We start from the raw sequence: 18,375 nt of genomic DNA, 5'->3' as shown, positions 1-18,375 counted from the left end.
CCCAACCATAAGATAACGCACGGGTCGAGGCGTGTGCCAGAGAAACGTCATTGCAATCGTTGGGCACGCGGGCACGGCGCGCCGTGCCCCTACGGAACCACGCACGTTCTCGTAGATACCGTCTTGTTTGTCAAGCGCTCGTGAGGTGGAGCGCGGGGTTAAAGGGTGTCTGGGTTTTGAGTACGCCATGGATGATGTGGAGCAATTTGCGCATGCAGGCGATGATGGCGACGATGGGTGGCCGTCCTTTGGCGACAATGCGCTGAAACAGGGCGCGCAGGACCGGGTTGTGTTTGCTGCCACAGACGGCGGGCATGTAGAGGGCCCAGCGCAAGTCGGCGCGTCCGATCTTGACGAGGCGCGGTGGGGTGTGCAGCGAGGTGCCCGATTGCCGTTCCCCGGGGGCCAGACCGGCATGGGCGACCAGTTCGCGGCCACTGCGTTCGACCAGGGCGCGGCCGGCGCGGGCGATCATCCGGGCGGCGGTCCACTCGCCGATGCCGTCGATGGTCTGCAACAGATCGGTTTGCTGCCGCAGTTCCGGATGGGTATCCAGATGACGGCGCAAGCGCTTCTGCAGGGCGGCGATCTGCTTGTGGATCACCACCAACGACTCGTCAATCGAGGTCAGGACATCCGTGGCGGTATGGGCGCCATGGCTGGCCGCGTGCCGATGGTTGCGTTCCTGGACCTGCATCTCTTTGAGTTGCTCCAGGCGCTGCACCAAGGCGCGCAGGTGGACCACGGCCGGCGATTCCGGCTGCCACGTCGGTGGCGTCTTTTCCGCCACAAACACCGCGATCTGTTGGGCATCGGTGCGGTCCGTCTTGGTCCGCGCCCCATTCGCCCGCGCCGCGTGCTTGATCTGCGCCGGATTGATCACGCTGACCGTGATCCCCTCAGCCTGATACAGATACGCCGCCAACGCCTGCCCATAGACGCCGGTGGACTCCATCCCGACGTGGATGGGCGTGCACTCCAAACGCACCGCCAGTTGCCGGGCCCACCGCACCAGTTGTGCGAACCCCGCCCGGCGGTTCTCAAACGTCCGGGATCCTTGCGACCTCTTGTCCGGCGTGCACGCCCACACCGCCAAGCTTGCCTGGGCGACATCCACGCCGATACACAATCGTTCTGCGCTCATGGGACAACCTCCTGGGTGTTTGTGCCGGTCGTCGTTCGCGACATCCCCATCCACCTTGTCAATCAGGGCTGGTCCGGAAGGATCGCCTCAGATACCGTTCGATGGCCCAGATGTGCAACCGACCGGGCGACCCATCTACGACACAGGCGCAGAGCCTCAGGGGCGAGCCAGCCTCTCCCGATCGGGCGAACAACGATGACATGAACCGAAGATACAAGGGGCGGGGTTTCCCCGCCCTCATGTCCCAAGAAGGGCGCGGAGACCGCGCCCCTACACACGAACGGAAACGACCTGCGTGTAGGGGCACGGCGGGCCGTGCCCGCAAGACAAAGGGGCGCACGGCCGTGCGCCCCTACAATAGTCATGCGTGATGCGTGGATTTCACATGTTGTGCACGATCCGGTCGGCGTAGGCCGAGGTACCGACTTTTTGCGAGCCCTCCATCAGCCGCGCGAGATCATAGGTGACGATCTTCTCGGCGATGGTCTTTTCGAGGGCGCGTTCGATCATCCGTCCCGCCTCGCTCCAGCCGAGATAGTCGAGCATCATCACCGCCGAGAGGATCACCGAGCCGGGATTGATCATGTCCTTGTTGGCGTACTTCGGCGCGGTGCCGTGGGTCGCCTCGAAGAGCGCAACGTGATCGGAGATGTTGGCGCCGGGCGCCATCCCCAGTCCGCCGACCTGCGCGGCGCAGGCATCGGAGAGATAGTCGCCGTTGAGGTTTGGCGTGCAGATGACATCATACTCATCGGGACGCAGCAGCACCTGCTGGAACATCGAGTCGGCGATGCGGTCCTTGATCAGGAGTTTCCCGGCCGGGACCTGGCCGCCGTGCTTCTCGGTGACCTCGGCCTCGGTGATCGTCTGTGCGGCAAACTCCTTCTTCGCCAGCGCATATCCCCAGTCGCGGAAGGCACCCTCGGTGTACTTCATGATGTTCCCTTTGTGGACGAGGGTCACCGACGTCCGGTGGTTGTCGATGGCGTAGTTGATGGCCTTGCGCACGAGCCGTTGTGTGCCGGTCACCGAGATCGGCTTGACACCGATCCCCGAATCGGACCGGACCTTCACCTTCATCTTCGTCTGCAGGAACTTGATGACCGCCTTGGCTTCCTTGCTCCCCTTGGGCCACTCGATCCCGGCGTAGACGTCCTCGGTGTTCTCGCGGAAGATGATGACGTTGAGCTTCTCCGGGTGCTTCATCGGCGAGGGGACTCCGGCATAGTACTTCACCGGGCGCACACAGGCATAGAGGTTCATCACCTGTCGCATCGTGACATTCAAGCTGCGGAAACCGCCCCCGACCGGCGTGGTCAGCGGGCCTTTGAGCGCCACGATGTAGGTCTTGATCGCCTTGATCGTATCCTGCGGGAGGATGTCGCTGTAGTGCGCCAACGCCGACTCCCCGGCATAGACGTCGAACCAGACGATGCGCCGACGTCCACCGAAGGCCCTGGCCACAGCGGCATCGATGACTTTGCGCGCCGCCTTCAAGATGTCGGGGCCGGTCCCATCCCCCTCGATCACCGGAATGATCGGATTGTCGGGAACGACGCGCTGGTTGCCGACAATCGTGATCGGTTGACCGTCAGTCGGCGGCGTGACTTTCGCGAATTTCACCGCCGCGGCTGCTTTTGCCATGGTTTCTCCTTTTCCGTGGCGCCGGGTGCCCACACCCGGCGCTGCGGTCGGGTGTGGGCACCCGACCGCACCCGGGAACACACTATGGAACCTGCCTCACTTCGGCAGGCCGTTGATGATCTCTTTGTAGCCCAGCGCCGACTTCTGCAGTGCTCCCAGCTCGTCGCTCTCCAGTTTCAGTTCGTGGATCTTCTCCACGCCGCCACGGCCCAACGTGACCGGGACACCGGTGAACACGTCGGTCAGGCCATACTGACCGCTGAGGTATGCCGAGCAGGCGACGACGCGCTTGCGGTCGTTGAGCACGGCATCGGCCATCTGCACGGTCGCCCCCGCCGGCGCATAGTAGGCCGACCCGGTCTTGAGCAGCTTGACAATCTCGGCGCCGCCGTCACGGGTGCGCTGCGCGATGGCATCGATCTTATCCTTGCCGAGAATCTCGGTGATCGGAATCCCGCCGACCGTGGTGTAGCGGGGTAACGGCACCATCGAATCGCCGTGGCCGCCGAGGACCATCGCCTGCAGATCGGTGACCGCGCACCCGATTTCCATCGCCACGAATGTGCGGAAACGCACCGAGTCGAGGACGCCGGCCTGCCCGAATACCATATTCGGCTTCATGCCGGATTTCTGCCAGGCGCGGTAGGTCATGACATCGAGCGGATTGGAGACGACCAAAAGCATGGTGTTGGGACAGTGAGCGTTGATCCCCGCCATCACCGAATCCATGATCTGGATGTTTGAGTTGAGCAGGTCCTCGCGGCTCATCCCCGGCTTGCGCGCCAGACCGGCGGTGATGATGATCAGATTCGAGCCCTTCGCAGCGGCGAAGTCATTGGAGCCCGTGACGCGCGTGTCGTACCCGCGCACCGGTCCGGCCTGTGTCAGGTCGAGCGCCTTGCCCTGCGGCATTCCCTCGACCACGTCGATCAGGACCACGTCACAAAAATTCGCCTCGGCCAGATACTGCGCGCAGGCCGCGCCGACATTCCCCGCTCCTACAACCGTGACTTTCTTCTCCATTGGATCCCCTTTCATCCCCCGCCGATCGGCGGACGTTCGAGACTATACGTGCCCAGCTACCCATTCGCCGTGTATCACAGTCATCGTCGACTGAACCGTCTCAGGCGCGTTTGATGGTGGTCAGTGCCGCATCCTCAACCACCAAAACACGCGGCCTCGGACCCACGCGCTCCAATGCCCATGGCAGGGCCTGGTCGACCGAGGAGAACGGCTCGTAGCCGTAGCGCGCCACCTCGTCGGGTGCAATGTCGGTCACGGCACACAGACTAAAGCGCGCCCGGGCACGGGCCGTGCGCACCAACTTGTGCAGCCCGATGGTGTACGGACGATCCTCCAGCCCCAGCCACCGGGTCGGATCGGGATAAGCCTCGATCAGTCGGGTGTAGAACGAAGCGCCGATTCCCTCGGGACACGGGGCGGTCACGATCAGAACACCGCCGTCGCGCACGCCCGCCTGGGAGAGTTCCCACCCTTTCATGGTCTGATAGAGATTGAGGTCCAAGGGCGGGTGCACAGCCGAGATCACGATGTCATAGGGCTGTCCGATCGCAACGACATAGAAATCGTCGGCGGCCCGGCACGCCTGAGTGAACGTGGCGTCCACGTCACCGGCGAAGGCGGCCGCCACCCGATCATCGCGGTCCAGAACCACCTGAAAGGCCCATATCTTGCGGTGCTCGAAGAACCGCGTGCGCTCATGGATGTACTGCCGCACCGGGTTGTCATCGACACGCAACGGCGCGGCCGCCGATGAGACGGCGCCCGCATGCGAGCGCTCCACCGTCTTCGCACCCGCCAACCCTGGGATGATCGCCTTGCGGCCGCCGGTGTACCCGGCGAAGAAATGCGGCTCGACCGAAGTCAGCAGAATCCATCGGTCGGCCTCCAGCACGGCCCGATTCACAGTGACCTGTTTATCCCCGTCGACGGGGCCATGGGTGGCATCATCATAGCCATGGTGGACGAGATACCGACCGCGCACCACCGGCAACAGATCTCCGAAGAGGATGCGTTCTTCCTCGGGACTGGGGGCGCGGTGCAGACCAGTGGCGACAATGACCCGCCAGTGGCCTGTCTGCGACAGCGACGGGAGCAGCAACGCCAGCATGCGCGCGGTCGGCGTCGAGCGCGTCGCATCGTTCACGACGACCAAGGGCGACTGGGCGCCGCGCAGGAATTCGCTGAGCGAAGGCGCATCACAAGGCGACGCCAGAGCTTCTGCCATCACGGCATCGCCAAACCGCGTGGCGGCACGGCGCCCGACCACGTCGACATGTGCATCCGCGGGTAGACGCAGAGGCAGGGAGCGGGGGCCGTAGCGGATCGAAACGGTCGGTACTGACATCGATGTCATCCAATCCCTACGAAGGCGAATATACGGGCACCGTTGTCAGGAAAAACACAGCCGCTCGCCGGAGGCACGGTTTTTGACATTACCGGCCGGCTGATCTCCTCAACGATGACGCAAAAAGGCCCGGACCGTAGTCCGGGCCTTTGCCTCCCCCCTCGTCGAGTCGTCCAATCAGCGCGGTCGGAGGAGCTCCAATCCCATCCCGGATGAGTCGATCATCCAGTTGCACTCGATCGTTTCGGTACGTCGGTTCCAAGTCACCGGCGAGGTGACCGGCAGCGGGACACGGATCGCCACAGTGGGGTTGACAGCCGAGAGCTCGTCGTCAACAGTGGGGCAGTCATCTCCCGGAATCATGACGCTGTAGTCGATCACCGTCCCCGTGGAGCCGGAGCGGATATCGTCCAGCCAGACCCCGCCACCCCAGCGAGACGTTTCCCCGGCCCGGAGAATGATCACCGCATGCGTCGAGAAATCGACCGCCACACCGCCCCACCACGGCGGCATCGGCACCGGTTGACCGCCGACCATCGAATCGCCCGGCATGGGGTCGTGCGGCATGACCACGCTGTCGCCCTGCCACTCCATCGAGTCAGGCCGGTTGACCCAATGATCATACCAGCGGACCGAATCGCAGGCGACGGCGGTGTTGATCCACTCGGCGAATTGCAGCGAATCGGTGATTACGACCTCATCCGGGCCGAGATCACAGGCCGCGTCCGTGTAGTAAATCGTTTGTGGTTCATTGAGATCCGGCCCCCAGCTACAGTTTCGCTCTAAGTCGTGACGGTCCCAAGTCACTGGCTCGGTCACCGGACGCGGCACCAGCACCGCGATTGTTGGCGACCCCGGAGTCATCATCTGGGGACGCTCCATCAAGGCACAGCATTCCTCGGAGAGAGTCAGGACATCATACGACACGACAGTACCGCCACCGCTGCTCTCGACTCCGGTCACCGATATGTACCGGGCGCATCCCGCTCCGGAATCGGGGGCCAGAGCGATCACGATGACCACATTGCGCGAGAAATCGACCTCGGGCGCTTCGGGAATGCAGCGATCACATGGCAGCGTATCGATGATCGTGGTGTCGACGGTGTTCGTATCGACGATGATCGGATCGGCGAAGCGGTAGTCAATCGGGAGACTATCGAACCGCACCCCCGGCCTGGCAGGCACGCGAGTTCCAGAACTGTCCTGTCCCATCGGCCCGCGCGGCCCCTGAGGATGGGAATCATCGGGACCCATCGGTCCGCGCCAGAGGCAGGAATTGGTCGCCTCCCACCAGACCTTCCAATCGGTCTCGTTGTCGATGACCCGCTGGGCCGGTTGGTTGGCACAATCGATGTCCGAGTAGAAGATCGGGACAAAGCCGACGAGGGAATCAAAGATGGGATTCTCGGGGCCGGATTCACCCGGTCCCCCGCGGAATGGATCGTCTCCGCTTTGGCGTCCGCCACCGGCCAGCGGGGTGTACTGATTGTGCGGCTTGGTGGGGTTGCTGCCGCTGCAACCGGCGATCAAGGCCAGCGCCACGGCTGCCAATGCGAGCGATCCTCGACGCATAGTCACTCCTCTCCCCTTCCCTGTGTGCCGACTGGCTGACACAGGTCACCACCGGATTATACCGCCGGCCGACGCCGATATTCCCGAAATGACAAGAGACAGAGGCGACAGGCCCTCGCCCCCCGACTCAACTTGGCGAAGCCAACACCTACAGCTGTCAGCGGTGCGGCACGCTCAGGCCGAGTCGCTTCCGGGCAAGAAAGAGGTCTCCACTGACGGGGAAATCGTCGGCGTCGCCACAGAACTTCGGGACAGCCCTCGATATAATCGATCCGCAAACACGCGTGTTTCTGCCAGTTCACGATCAAGGAAGCTTCGCAGGGTACCCGGCGGCGTCTCTGCGGCGCCCGCGCCTTTACGAATGCGCCAGCGGTTGTGATTCCTTCGCATGTACAACTCCTCAGGACGGTGTCACTGCTCCAGTATCGGCAGTTTCCGGAAGAGATACGAGTTCTACCACCTGCGCTCTTTGACCTATCAAATTGACGAACCCCTTGGCCGCTTGCCGTTCCTTCCCATCGAAATAGCGAGCCTGAAACCCCATCTCTTGCAGCTCGGCGCAGTTGATGGCGTAGTCATGCGATGGATAGCGATAGACAAGCCTATCAAGGACTTCCGCGCGTTTATCCTCTTCCCACCTCGCGAATCTGCGGAGCAGGCGGTCCCCATAGTCCTTGCCGATTGACAGTGCGCGGCTGTACTCCCCGAGCTTTTCCGGGTCAAGCTGACGAAACAGTGGATCCGTGGTGACCTTCACAAACTCAGTCGCATGCCGGAGGCACTCGTCCAGACCCATTCCTGATCGCTCAGCAATCATCTTCACGGCTAGGTCCAATGTCTCCAATGAGAATCTCTGGAGTTGCTCGAGCGTCTTGAACGGGTTCAGTGCAGAGGTGAAGCCACGCTTCCCCCCACGCTTCGTCTCCAGTATCTGAGTGTCGAGCGGCCCGAGCTCGGCAAGCTCACCCAAGACCATCTCGTCGGCGCCGATGCATAGAAGTGTCGCGGCACTCTTGGCGAAAAACGGCACACAGGCGGTCAGTCTCTTCGTCCGGTTTCTGAGAAGGTTGCAGATTTGATAGGCCGCATTCACGTCCCCACCGCCTGAATGGATGACGATGTCGAGTTCCCGAAAACTCCGATCCTCCAGCAAAAGCTGTAGTTGATAGACATTGACCAACTCCAGCGATTCAGGAAGGAAGAGAAACACCGCGGAACGCCCTCTTGCTTCCGCGAAATCCCGAAGCTCCTGCGGATGCACCGCCACTTTCTTCTTTCCATTCTTCATGGCTTGTTCCATCGGTTGTACCAGTGCGTCCAGATGTAATGAAGCGTGCAGTCACTTGCAGCGCAAGTCCTCACCGAAAAAGAACTCTATTTCCGTCGCGGCGTTCTCCGGTGAATCGGAGGCATGGACAGAGTTGCGTTCCAGATCGAGCGCCAGGTCGGACCGCAGCGTGCCGCAGGCCGCCTTCTTGGGATCGGTGGCGCCGATCAGCGTGCGCAGATCAGCCACCGCGTTGTCTTTTTCGAGGACCATCGGCACGATCGGTCCGGAGGACATGAAGCGGCACAGTGAATCGAGGAACGGCTTTCCCTCGTGGACAGCATAGAATTTCCGCGCCTGCTCCGGCGACAAACGTCGCAGACACAGCGCCCGCACGACAAAGCGCGCCTGTTCGAGGCGGCGGATGATCTCGCCGATCAGGTTCCGTCCCGTGGCATCAGGCTTGATGATCAGGAGCGTGCGTTCGGACATTCTCGCCTTTCTCGAGTGCCCCACCCGCAGGGTGGGATGGTTCACACGGTGATGTCTGACGGTTGTGATTGGGCGACGGCCGGACTCCCACCCTTCGGGTGGGACACGGAACCGTTATCGTTCCCAATTACCGGCTGCGTTTGCGCGCCGGTTTCTTCTTTGTGGCCGTGCCTTTGGGCCGGCTGACCTTGCGCTCGCGGGACACTGTCTTGGTCTTCTTGGCGGTGGGACGTTTGTCGGCACGCCGGCTGGGGGCAGCCGCCAGTTTCGGAGCTGTGGGCACCACAATCGAGCGCGCCTTCTTTCGGGCGGCACGATTCTTCAATTCCGCGGCGACCATCTCGGCGATCTCGGCCGGCGATTCGGCGACTTCCACACCGGCGGCGCGAAAGGCGGCGATTTTCTCCGCCGCGGTCCCGGAACCGCCGGCGATGATGGCACCCGCATGCCCCATGCGCTTGCCCGGTGGGGCCGTGCGTCCGGCGATGAAGGCCACCACCGGTTTGGTCATCTGGCGCTGGATGAAATCGGCGGCGATCTCTTCATCGTTGCCGCCAATCTCGCCGATCAGCACCACCGCCTCCGTCTGACGATCGTGCTCAAAGAGCGCCAAGGCATCGACGAAACGGGTACCGATGATCGGATCGCCCCCGATGCCAAGGCAGGTCGATTGTCCCAGTCCGGCCTTGGTCAGGTGGTGCACGACCTCGTAGGTGAGCGTCCCTGAGCGCGAGACCACGCCGACCGAACCCTTCTTGTGGATCGGCCCCGGCATGATCCCGACTTTGCAGACTCCGGGTGAGATCACCCCGGGACAGTTGGGTCCGACCAGACGGACCCCGGCGATCTCGAAATAGCGGCTGACGCGCAGCATGTCGTTGGCGGAGACGCCCTCGGTGATGCAGACGACGAGCTTGACGCCCGAGTCGGCGGCCTCATAGAGCGCATCGACGGCGAACCGGGGCGGCACATAGATCACCGATGTGTTCGCGCCGGTGCGGCGGACCGCCTCTCCCATCGTGTCGAACACCGGCACGCCCTCGATGGTCGTCCCCCCTTTGCCGGGCGTCACCCCCGCCACGACTTTCGTGCCGTACTCGATCATCTGCCGGGTGTGAAACGACCCATCGCGTCCGGTGATCCCCTGGACCGCCACGCGCGTTGTCTTGTCAATCAGTATGCTCATGTTCCATCCCTTCAGCCATGACGTCAAGAGCACAGGGCTCCTGACCTACAACCTCACGCGGCCTGACGCGCCAGCTCGATTGCCTGCTGGACCACCGCCTCCATCCCCGGCGCCACCGGCAGATGGATCTGCTCCAGGATCGTCTTGGCCTCCCGCTCATTCGTTCCGGTCAGACGAACCACGATCGGCACCTTCGGCTTCAATTGTCGGACGGCCTGAACGATCCCGCGGGCGACATCATCGCAGCGTGTGATTCCCCCGAAGATGTTGAACAGGATCGCGCGCACATTCTGATCGCGCAAAATGATGCGCATCGCCGCCATCACCTTCTCCGGACTCGACGACCCGCCGATGTCGAGGAAGTTCGCCGGCTCGGCGCCGAACCGCTTGACCATGTCCATCGTCGCCATCGCCAACCCGGCGCCGTTGACCACGCAGCCGATGTTGCCATCGAGCTTCACAAACGACAGATCGTTGGCCTTGGCCTCGACCTCGGCCGCCAATTCGCTGTCCGGATCGCGCAGCGCTTCCCACTCGGGGTGCCGCCAGGCGGCGTTATCGTCGAAATTGATCTTGGCGTCGACCGCCAACACCTTGTCACCCGGGGTCACGACCAGCGGGTTGATTTCCACCAATGAGCAGTCATGCTGCCAGAACACCTGCACCAGACGACCGATGATGTCGGAGGCCTGTTGAATCACCGACGGTGTGTCGTAGACCGCATACGCGACGCGACGCGCCTGGAACGGCTGGAAGGGCAGCAGCGGATCGAGCGGCAACTTGACGATCTTTTCGGGGAAGCGACGGGCGACTTCCTCGATGTCCATCCCCCCGGCGGCCGAGACGATCAGGACGGGGCGTCGGATGCTGCGGTCAATAACGACGCCGACGTACGCCTCCGAGGCGATCTCCACCGCCTCGGCAACGAGCACTTTCTTGACGGTGAGGCCCTTGATATCCATGCCGAGAATCGCGGCGGTGTGATGTTCGGCCTCAGCGGCGGTGCGCGCCAACTTGACGCCCCCGGCCTTGCCCCGTCCGCCGACATGCACCTGGGCTTTGACCACGACTGTCCCCTTGACTTCCCCGGCGATGGTGCGCGCCTCTTCCGGCGTGGACGCCACACGGCCCCGCGGGACGGCGATACCGGCGGAGGCGAAGATGTCCTTCGCCTGGTATTCATGTATCTTCATGCTGCACTCCCCTGTGTCATCTTAGACACGTGATGTCCCGAGGTCCGCACGTCGAGTCTACGACGCGCCGCAGTCGGCGACAGCGGATTGAAGTTAGCGGTGAGACGCGGTGACAACAACAGGATTCACATTGCGGCCGGCGTTTGCCGGGGACCGGCTATTCCTTGGCGTTCAAGAGCTTGCGAGCAATCTCCAGAAGCGCCTCGCGGGTATTTGTCACCGGGTCATCCAAGACAGCTTCCAGAAGCTGCGAGAGGACCCAGCCGATACGCGGGCCCGGCCGCATGTCGAGCTCACGAATCAGATCATTCCCGTTGATCGCCAGGTCCTTCAGACCGAACGGCGATTTGCGGTTGATCTCATCGGTGATCCGTCGTTCCAGCTCGTCGACGTCGTCGGTCCGTCCGCCTCTCCCCTGCGCGACCACGTCGGCGCGACGCAGATCGAGCAGATCGTAGACGAGCTCCGGGCCGACCGTGCGGATCAACCGTCGCACGCCCTTGTCGGTGAGTGATGTCGTGAACATGTGCCGATCCACGAGACGCGACACTTCCTCGCCGAACTCATGGGGATAGCGAAGCCGGGCCAAGAGACGTTGCGTGGTGCGGGCACCGCGTTTCTCATGACCGTAGAATGTCGCCTTGTCGCCGTCGACTTCCTTGCACTGCGGCTTGTTGATGTCATGGAGGAGACAGGCCCAGCGCAACCGCAGACGCGGCGGCGCTGCATCGACCGTGTACAAGGAGTGTTCGAAGACGTTGTAGGCGTGATACCCACCCGGTTGATCGACCCCGACGGTCTCCACCAACTCCGGTAGGAAACGCCGCAGAGCACCCAGCTCTTCCAGCAGGCGAAACCCGACGGAGGGCGTGCTCGCCATCGTCAGCAGCTTGTTCAACTCCTCGGCGATCCGTTCGGCGCTCACGGTGGCGACGCCAAAGGCGGCCGCGCGCATGGCATCATGGGTCGCCGGATCGACGGTCAGATGGAACCGTGCGGCAAACTGCGCCCCACGCAGGATGCGCAGCGGATCCTCCTCAAACGCCGCCGGGAAGACCATGCGCAGGACGCGATGTTCCAGATCGGCGCGTCCGCCGGTTGGGTCGATGATCTCCCCGGTGGCGCAGTCGGACGCCATCGCGTTGATCGTGAAGTCGCGGCGTCGCAGGTCGGTTTCCAACGGCAGACCGGGGTCGAAGTCGACGTCGAAATCGGTGTGGCCGACGCCGGTGGAGCGCTCCGAACGCGGCAGGGCAATGTCGTGTGTCGCGGCGGGCCCGGCACCTTCGACGGCAGGGGTGAACTTGATGATGCCAAAGGAACGACCCACGAGGTTAACGGTCCCATGTCGCCGCAGAATCCGCTGCAATCGCTCCAGAGGAATGCGACGCACGAGATAGTCGCGGTCCTTACGCGGCATATCGGCGCCCGATTGCCGGGCCAAAAAGCGGTCCCGCACCGACCCGCCGACCTCGTAGACTTCACCTTCGGCGAGGAGTTCGGCCAGCCACGGGAGCGCTGATGTTGTCGGTACGTCCATCAGGGAAAGGACATGTGGCCCTGACGCTTGTCAGGGTTTGCGAATATCATACCCTGACCAAGGTCAGGGCCACCGGTCGTGCCACTGACCTTGGTCAGTGCAGAGCCGGGTGCATGATCGCCATTCACGGACCAAGGTCCGTGTCGCACAGGCGCTACCCCGGCACGATCCGTGTTCCCGCCTTCCCATCAAGGGCATCGGCGGCGGCGGCGATGGAAGTGATCAGAACCTCCTGTCCGCCACCTTCGAGAAACTGAATCGCCGCTTCGATCTTGGGACCCATGCTCCCCGGCGGGAAGTGACCATCCGCATAATATCGTCGCGCCTCCGAAACCGTCATGCGGTCAAGGACACGTTGCGTCGGTTTCCCGAAATCGAGCGCCACCTGATCGACCTCTGTAAGGATAATCAGGATCTCGGCACCAATCGCATGACCGAGAACCGCTGAAGCGCGGTCCTTGTCGATAACAACGTCCAGACCTTCGTAAGTACCGTCATCCTCCAGATACACCGGGATGCCGCCGCCACCGGCGGCAACGACGATGGTGCCATCCTCGACCATGGCACGGATGACCGGCCCCTCGACAATTCCGGTCGGGATCGGCGAGCCAACCACGCGCCGCCAGCCCCGATTGCCGTCGCGTTTGACCGTCCAGTTACGTTCGGCGGCGAAGCGCTTCGCCTCCTCCTCAGAATAGAACTGCCCAATGAACTTCGAGGGATCGGCGAGCGCCGGGTCGTGACGGTCGACAATCACCTGTGTGATGATGGTCGCCACCGGTCGGTCGAGCCGCTCGCGCATCAGACGATTCTGGAGCGACTGCGCGATCATGTACCCCATGCCGCCTTCGGTGTCGGCCACGCAGACTCCGAGCGGGAGGATCGGCGCCTTGTCGCGCGCCAGTTCGATCCGCAACAGGGCATTGCCGACCTGCGGACCATTGCCGTGGCTAATCGCCAGATTGTAGCCGCGCTTCACCAGCGGGATGATCGCCGCCAGCGATTCGCGCGTGTGCCGGAACTGGTTGGCGATCGTGTCCGCCTCGCCTTTGCGGGAAATCGCATTCCCGCCGAGGGCGACAACGGCTTTGGGGGCGTCGGTGATCATGTGTTTTCGTAGGGTGGGCTCTGCCCACCGTTATGTCAGGAAAGAGGTGGGCGGAGCCCACCCTACAGACAGTCTCGGGTAGGGGCGCGGTCTCCGCGCCCTTCTTCCATTGTGGGCGGGGAAACCCCGCTCCTACCAATTCACGCGCGGCGCTCCCTCAAACCGCCGCTTGTACACCAAGGCCCCCAACATGCCGAAGAGAAAGCCCCCGACATGCGCCATGTAGGCGACACCGCCGCCGCTCGATGTACCGATCGTCGGCACGGAGAATAGCAACTGCATCGCAAACCAGATTCCCAGAAACGCCAAGGCCGGAATCCACACCATCCGCACGAAGAATCCCAACCACAGCAGCGTCAGGACGCGGGCACGGGGGAAACGCAAGGCATAGATTCCCAGGATTCCGGAGACCGCCCCGGAGGCGCCGACCAACGGCACCTGCGTGTTCGGCCCGGTCAGAACAAAGAGCAACACCGCGCAGACCCCGGAAAGAAGATAGAAGATGAGGAAGCGGATGGGGCCGAGACGATCCTCGATGTTGTTCCCAAAAATCCAGAGATAGAGCATGTTCCCGCCGAGGTGCATCCAGCCGCCGTGCAGGAACATGCTGGTGAAGATCGTAGCAACCGCCGGGAAGCTCACCTGCGGCGACAGCTCGATGCGGTGCGTGAGTTCATAGGGAATCAGACCGAATTTCATCACGAACGCCTCGGCATACGGCCCCTGCGCGGTCTGGTAGAGGAAGACCAGCACATTGGCCACGATCAGGGCAATGGTCACATACGGCTTGCGACTGGTCGGATTATCGTCGCGGAGCGGGATCATGGCGTGGTCCGGAACACGCGCGTGAATGAACTCTGGTTTCCCATGCGATCCTGGGCGGTGATCTCTACCCGGTGCTCTCCCCGATCTAATTCCCAACGCGGCCGGGCCATGGCGGTTCCCAGATCGGGGTCGTACTCGACCGGTACCCAGCGGCCGTCGATCGTCATACGCACATCGGCATCGGAGCCGAGGCCCGACAAGTCATCTCCCAGAACAAAGCGTATTGTCGGACGCCGTTCCTTGATCGTGGCCCCTTTGCCGGGCGTCACTTTGCGAATCGAAGGCGGTGTCGTGTCCACCAGCAGTGCATATGATCCCGTGCGCGGAATCGTCGCACTGATCGTCCCGGCATCTGTGTCGCGATCTTTGCCGGCGAAGTCCCAGCCGGCGGTCTTGCCGAGATAGCGGTAAATCGCCAGTTTGTCCGTGGGTGCATTGACTGACGCCGACGAGATCGACAGTCGGGCATCGCGGGCCAGCGGGATGTCGGCGGGGGCGAATTCATAGAAAGGCGTCATTGCGCTTGCTGCATTCCCCTTGGAGGCGAGACGCAACACCAGGAAGGTCGATTCATACAGACCATCCGGCCCGATGGTGACCGAGGCCGCGCCGTCCGGGCTGGGCAACGTGCCGCCTTCCTCTGACGCCACCGCCATCCAAGAAAGTGGCACAGTACGCCGTCCGATCGCGCCACCGTCCTTGGCGTCGAGCCACACCGTGTCCAGTCCGGGCAGTGCGGGGATCCAGAAGCTCCAGACTCCTTGACGACCCGGCCATCCGGGCAGGCAGCGATTCCCCACGGCTACCGGACAGTAGTCCTTGCCGGGCGTAGTACCAGTCCGCGAGAGAACCAGTCCGTTCCACGCCGGCTCAATATCGAACGTGTCGTGTGCGGCTTGAGCATCTCTCACCGGACCGGGTTTGTCGACCGGCAGCAAGCGAACCGCGGCTACAGTGCGATTGCCGGCGGCGTCTTCGACTTCGACACTGATTGTGCTGGTATCGCCATCAGGCAGCGACCTACCGGTCACCAGCCAACCGTCATCGACCACGCTCGTGTACTCCCACAGCGAGTTGCCCTGGCGGCGGAACAGACAGATGGCACGCGGGTCGATTCCCGGCTTGGGATCGTAGACTCGCTCCAAGTCGATCAGACGCGTCTGATCGTAGTTGATTGAGTCGTAGCGCACTTCACAGGCGGGCTCGCCATTGGCGAGCAATAGAACCTTGTATGGGGTGATGATGCCGCCCGTCGAGTCAACACGGTCCCTGACCAGCACAGCCACACCGACCTCTCCCGAAACAGGAATCGCGGCGCGTTTCATAACGTCGGCAGTCGGCAGAGTCACCGGAAGAAGTGATCCATCGACCATCGACGGCTCCGCGGTCAAGTCCTGCGGCTGCCGCGGGACGAAAGTCAGCGAGACGATAGTCGGCGAGATTTTGTCCGTCTGAGGGAAGACCCAGGCGATCGGATTGATCGGTCGATTCCCGTCGGTGCGGAGTTCGAAATGCAGATGCGGCGGGCCGACCCCGGTCTGCCCGGTCTTGCCAATCACCTCGCCACAGGCGACCGGGAGTTGACCGGGAGCGGGCAGGAGGTTCTGCTGGTACCGCTCTGAGGCGTATTGCTCCTCTTCGACATAGGCCGCAATCGCCGGGGAGAAATCTGACAGGTGGCCATAGACGGCGACGCCGCCTTGCGCCAGTCTGACATAGACCGCCTTCCCGTAACCCCACCACGAGGTCGAGACGCGCATCACCCAACTCGAGTCGGCGGCACGCACCGGCAGTCCCTCCCGACCGTCGGTCGAGATATCGATCCCGCCATGAAAATGCCGGGCACGATAGTCGCAGAAACCGGCCGTGATCCGGTCATGCCCATCGAGCGGCCAAACCAGCGTCCCCGGCCGGGGGGCACCCGCCAAGGCGGAAACGGCAGAAACCGACACCAAGAGCAGGGCAACCGATGATGACAGGGCTCTCACAACGCGACCATAAGACCGGTCCCGGCGGTTGTCAACGCCTTTGGGAGAGGGCTCTGCGTACAGGTTGTCATTGCCGGGGTCGAGAAGGGCAAAATCGGTGGTGTGGCGGGGAGGGGATTGATGTATACTTGAAAGTCTGGGCCGGTTGCGCCGGACTCAGCAGGGGCCAATATTACGAGGGAAGGACATCTGCTGATTGAACGTCCAAAGCAGCATTAACGTGGGAGTGGACTGATCATGGTCATGAGGGTCATGCGGGCGGGGACCAAGCCGATCCTGTGGATCGTGGTGGCCGCCTTTGTGGGGACGATCATCTTCGCCTGGGGGATGGAGTTCACGAGCCGTCCGGGAGCGCGCGGCGTCATCGGCGAGGTCGACGGCGAGGAGTTGAAGTACGACGATTACTCGCTTCTGTATCAGAACGCCGTGGCACAACAACAGGATCAGCAGAAGGAATTGACCGACGAAGACTTCCTGCGGCTCCGGGACGACGTCTTCAACCAGATGGTCGGCAGCCGTCTGCTCCGCCGCGTGACCGAACAGGCCGGTCTGCAGGTGTCCAACCGCGAGCTGGCCGAGCACCTGCGCCGCTTCCCGCCGCAGGAGATCCGCACGGTCGAGTTCTTCCAGACCGACGGCAACTTCGACTACAGCAAGTACCTTCAGGCGTACCAGAATCCCGATCCACAGCTCTGGATACAAATCGAGGCGCTGGTCCGCCCCCGCATCCTGCAACAGAAGCTGTACGAGTATGTGACGTCGGGGGTCACCGTCGATGATGCGGAAGTGCGGGAGATGTACGATGCGGCGATGGAAAAAGTCCGCATCCGGTACATCCTGGCCTCCCTCCAGACCTTCATGGACTCGGCCGGGACGGTCGACAGCGCCGCGGTGGAGCAGTACTACCGCGATCATCAGGAGCAGTTTACGCATGGCGACCGGGCGCAGTTGACCTACGTGTTTTTCGAGCACAAGCCGTCGGCAGTGGACTCCGCCGAAGTGCAGCGCGAGGCTTTGGACCTGTCGCGTCGGGTCCGCGGCGGCGAGGATTTCGCGGCGCTGGTGCGCCAGTACTCGGAGGATGTCAGCACCACCGATGGGGACCTGGGTTGGTTCGGCAAAGGGGCGATGGTGCGTCCCTTCGAGGATGCCGCCTTTGCTCTCGACTCGGGGCAGGTCTCCGAGCCGGTTCTGTCGCGGTTCGGGTACCACGTCATCAAGGTGATGGGCCGTCGCGGCAGCGGCGATTCCCTGCAGGTGAATGCCGCGCACATCCTGTTAAAGGTCACGGCGACCAGCGGGACATTGTCTGATCTTCGGCTCCAGGCGGAGCAGCTGGCGGAAGACGCGAAGTCGGAGGAATTCGATTCCCTCGTCACCCGGCGCGGGTTGCGGTTGCGGAAAAGCGGGCTGTTCGAGCGCGGGCAGGACATCGCCGGGATCGGCAATAATGCCGCCATCTCCGAATTCGCCTTCAACAACAAGCCCGGCACTGTCTCGGGCGTCTTCGATATACCGGGGAACTATGTGGTCGTGAGGGTGTCGCAGCGCGACGTGGCGGGAGTTGCCCCGCTGTCGGAAGTCAGCACCCGCATTCAAAGCCGTCTGCGCAGTGAGGCGGCCCAGCAGAAGGCCTATGAATCGCTGGTGCCGATCGCCGACCAACTGGCGACCGCGCCCTCCTTCGCCGAGGCCGCCACGCGTCTGGGCCAGAAGGTCGACTCAACCGCGGCCTTCGGGCGGTACGACTCGGTCGATCCGTTCGGTGATGATCCCGCCTTCCGCGGTGCCGCCTTCGCACTGGCCCGAAGCGGGAAGAGCATCTCGCCAGCCACCAAGGTCGGGCGTGGTGCGGTCGTGATGCATCTGATGCAGCACATCCCGGCCGACCCGCAGATCTATGCCGAGAAGCGCGACTCAATCATGACAGCAACGTTGCAGAGTAAGCAGCAGATGGCCTTCAACGGGTGGTACACACAGTTGCGCCGTGACGCCGACGTGAAGGACTTCCGCTACCAGATACCGGGCGAGTATTAAGCTTTGTCTTT

Annotated in this window: 14 protein-coding genes; 1 reads left to right on the top strand and 13 read right to left on the bottom strand. The window is 62.8% G+C overall.

What is annotated here, in order from left to right:
• Positions 1–130 precede the first annotated feature (130 nt).
• The 13 genes from AB1792_01780 to AB1792_01720 all read right to left on the bottom strand — a co-directional run bounded on the left by AB1792_01780 (position 131) and on the right by AB1792_01720 (position 16,327).
• Positions 131–1,144, bottom strand: a complete 1,014-nt coding sequence (locus AB1792_01780; protein MEW5700947.1) for an IS110 family transposase — start codon at positions 1,142–1,144, stop codon at positions 131–133.
• A gap of 381 nt (positions 1,145–1,525) precedes the next feature.
• Complete coding sequence (gene icd / locus AB1792_01775; GenBank protein ID MEW5700946.1) at positions 1,526–2,788, bottom strand: isocitrate dehydrogenase (NADP(+)); 1,263 nt, start codon at positions 2,786–2,788, stop codon at positions 1,526–1,528.
• A 96-nt stretch (positions 2,789–2,884) separates the two neighbouring features.
• On the bottom strand, positions 2,885–3,811 hold the full coding sequence (mdh, locus tag AB1792_01770) for a malate dehydrogenase (GenBank protein ID MEW5700945.1): 927 nt from the start codon (positions 3,809–3,811) through the stop codon (positions 2,885–2,887).
• Between the two features lie 100 nt (positions 3,812–3,911).
• Positions 3,912–5,156 carry a nickel-dependent lactate racemase gene (gene larA, locus AB1792_01765; protein ID MEW5700944.1) on the bottom strand — a complete coding sequence of 415 codons (1,245 nt, stop codon included), beginning with the start codon at positions 5,154–5,156 and terminating at the stop codon, positions 3,912–3,914.
• A gap of 177 nt (positions 5,157–5,333) precedes the next feature.
• Positions 5,334–6,734, bottom strand: coding sequence for a hypothetical protein (locus tag AB1792_01760; protein ID MEW5700943.1), 1,401 nt, complete (start codon positions 6,732–6,734; stop codon positions 5,334–5,336).
• Positions 6,735–7,128: 394 nt separating this feature from the next.
• On the bottom strand, positions 7,129–8,016 hold the full coding sequence (locus tag AB1792_01755) for an ATP-dependent Clp protease proteolytic subunit (protein MEW5700942.1): 888 nt from the start codon (positions 8,014–8,016) through the stop codon (positions 7,129–7,131).
• 51 nt (positions 8,017–8,067) lie between these two features.
• Positions 8,068–8,487, bottom strand: a complete 420-nt coding sequence (gene ndk, locus AB1792_01750; GenBank protein ID MEW5700941.1) for a nucleoside-diphosphate kinase — start codon at positions 8,485–8,487, stop codon at positions 8,068–8,070.
• Positions 8,488–8,614: 127 nt separating this feature from the next.
• Positions 8,615–9,673, bottom strand: a complete 1,059-nt coding sequence (gene sucD, locus AB1792_01745; protein ID MEW5700940.1) for a succinate--CoA ligase subunit alpha — start codon at positions 9,671–9,673, stop codon at positions 8,615–8,617.
• A 53-nt stretch (positions 9,674–9,726) separates the two neighbouring features.
• A complete protein-coding gene (gene sucC, locus AB1792_01740; protein ID MEW5700939.1) occupies positions 9,727–10,866 on the bottom strand; it encodes an ADP-forming succinate--CoA ligase subunit beta in 1,140 nt (379 codons plus the stop codon).
• Positions 10,867–11,023: 157 nt separating this feature from the next.
• Positions 11,024–12,406, bottom strand: coding sequence for an HD domain-containing protein (locus AB1792_01735; GenBank protein ID MEW5700938.1), 1,383 nt, complete (start codon positions 12,404–12,406; stop codon positions 11,024–11,026).
• A 154-nt stretch (positions 12,407–12,560) separates the two neighbouring features.
• Entirely contained in the window at positions 12,561–13,514 is a 954-nt protein-coding gene (gene arcC, locus AB1792_01730) for a carbamate kinase (protein MEW5700937.1), read from the bottom strand.
• Between the two features lie 132 nt (positions 13,515–13,646).
• Positions 13,647–14,339, bottom strand: coding sequence for a rhomboid family intramembrane serine protease (locus AB1792_01725; protein MEW5700936.1), 693 nt, complete (start codon positions 14,337–14,339; stop codon positions 13,647–13,649).
• Positions 14,336–16,327, bottom strand: coding sequence for a M23 family metallopeptidase (locus tag AB1792_01720; protein MEW5700935.1), 1,992 nt, complete (start codon positions 16,325–16,327; stop codon positions 14,336–14,338). The genes AB1792_01725 and AB1792_01720 overlap by 4 nt, the downstream gene beginning before the upstream one ends.
• A 237-nt stretch (positions 16,328–16,564) precedes the next feature.
• Here AB1792_01720 and AB1792_01715 point away from each other — a divergent pair, with 237 nt between their 5' ends.
• Positions 16,565–18,364, top strand: a complete 1,800-nt coding sequence (locus tag AB1792_01715; GenBank protein ID MEW5700934.1) for a peptidylprolyl isomerase — start codon at positions 16,565–16,567, stop codon at positions 18,362–18,364.
• Positions 18,365–18,375: the final 11 nt, after the last annotated feature.

It is taken from the genome of Candidatus Zixiibacteriota bacterium (genome assembly GCA_040752595.1).
Lineage (GTDB): Bacteria > Zixibacteria > MSB-5A5 > WJJR01 > WJJR01 > JACQFV01.
Note: the sequence above shows the minus strand (reverse complement) of the source record. Positions and strands in the feature narration are given on the sequence as shown.

What these genes read in the sequence shown, in the direction of transcription:
- AB1792_01780 (MEW5700947.1), bottom strand. Translation starts at nt 1,144, where the DNA reads ATGAGCGCAGAACGATTGTGTATCGGCGTGGATGTCGCCCAGGCAAGC.
- icd (MEW5700946.1), bottom strand. Translation starts at nt 2,788, where the DNA reads ATGGCAAAAGCAGCCGCGGCGGTGAAATTCGCGAAAGTCACGCCGCCG.
- mdh (MEW5700945.1), bottom strand. Translation starts at nt 3,811, where the DNA reads ATGGAGAAGAAAGTCACGGTTGTAGGAGCGGGGAATGTCGGCGCGGCC.
- larA (MEW5700944.1), bottom strand. Translation starts at nt 5,156, where the DNA reads ATGTCAGTACCGACCGTTTCGATCCGCTACGGCCCCCGCTCCCTGCCT.
- AB1792_01755 (MEW5700942.1), bottom strand. Translation starts at nt 8,016, where the DNA reads ATGAAGAATGGAAAGAAGAAAGTGGCGGTGCATCCGCAGGAGCTTCGG.
- ndk (MEW5700941.1), bottom strand. Translation starts at nt 8,487, where the DNA reads ATGTCCGAACGCACGCTCCTGATCATCAAGCCTGATGCCACGGGACGG.
- sucD (MEW5700940.1), bottom strand. Translation starts at nt 9,673, where the DNA reads ATGAGCATACTGATTGACAAGACAACGCGCGTGGCGGTCCAGGGGATC.
- sucC (MEW5700939.1), bottom strand. Translation starts at nt 10,866, where the DNA reads ATGAAGATACATGAATACCAGGCGAAGGACATCTTCGCCTCCGCCGGT.
- AB1792_01735 (MEW5700938.1), bottom strand. Translation starts at nt 12,406, where the DNA reads ATGGACGTACCGACAACATCAGCGCTCCCGTGGCTGGCCGAACTCCTC.
- arcC (MEW5700937.1), bottom strand. Translation starts at nt 13,514, where the DNA reads ATGATCACCGACGCCCCCAAAGCCGTTGTCGCCCTCGGCGGGAATGCG.
- AB1792_01725 (MEW5700936.1), bottom strand. Translation starts at nt 14,339, where the DNA reads ATGATCCCGCTCCGCGACGATAATCCGACCAGTCGCAAGCCGTATGTG.
- AB1792_01715 (MEW5700934.1), top strand. Translation starts at nt 16,565, where the DNA reads ATGGTCATGAGGGTCATGCGGGCGGGGACCAAGCCGATCCTGTGGATC.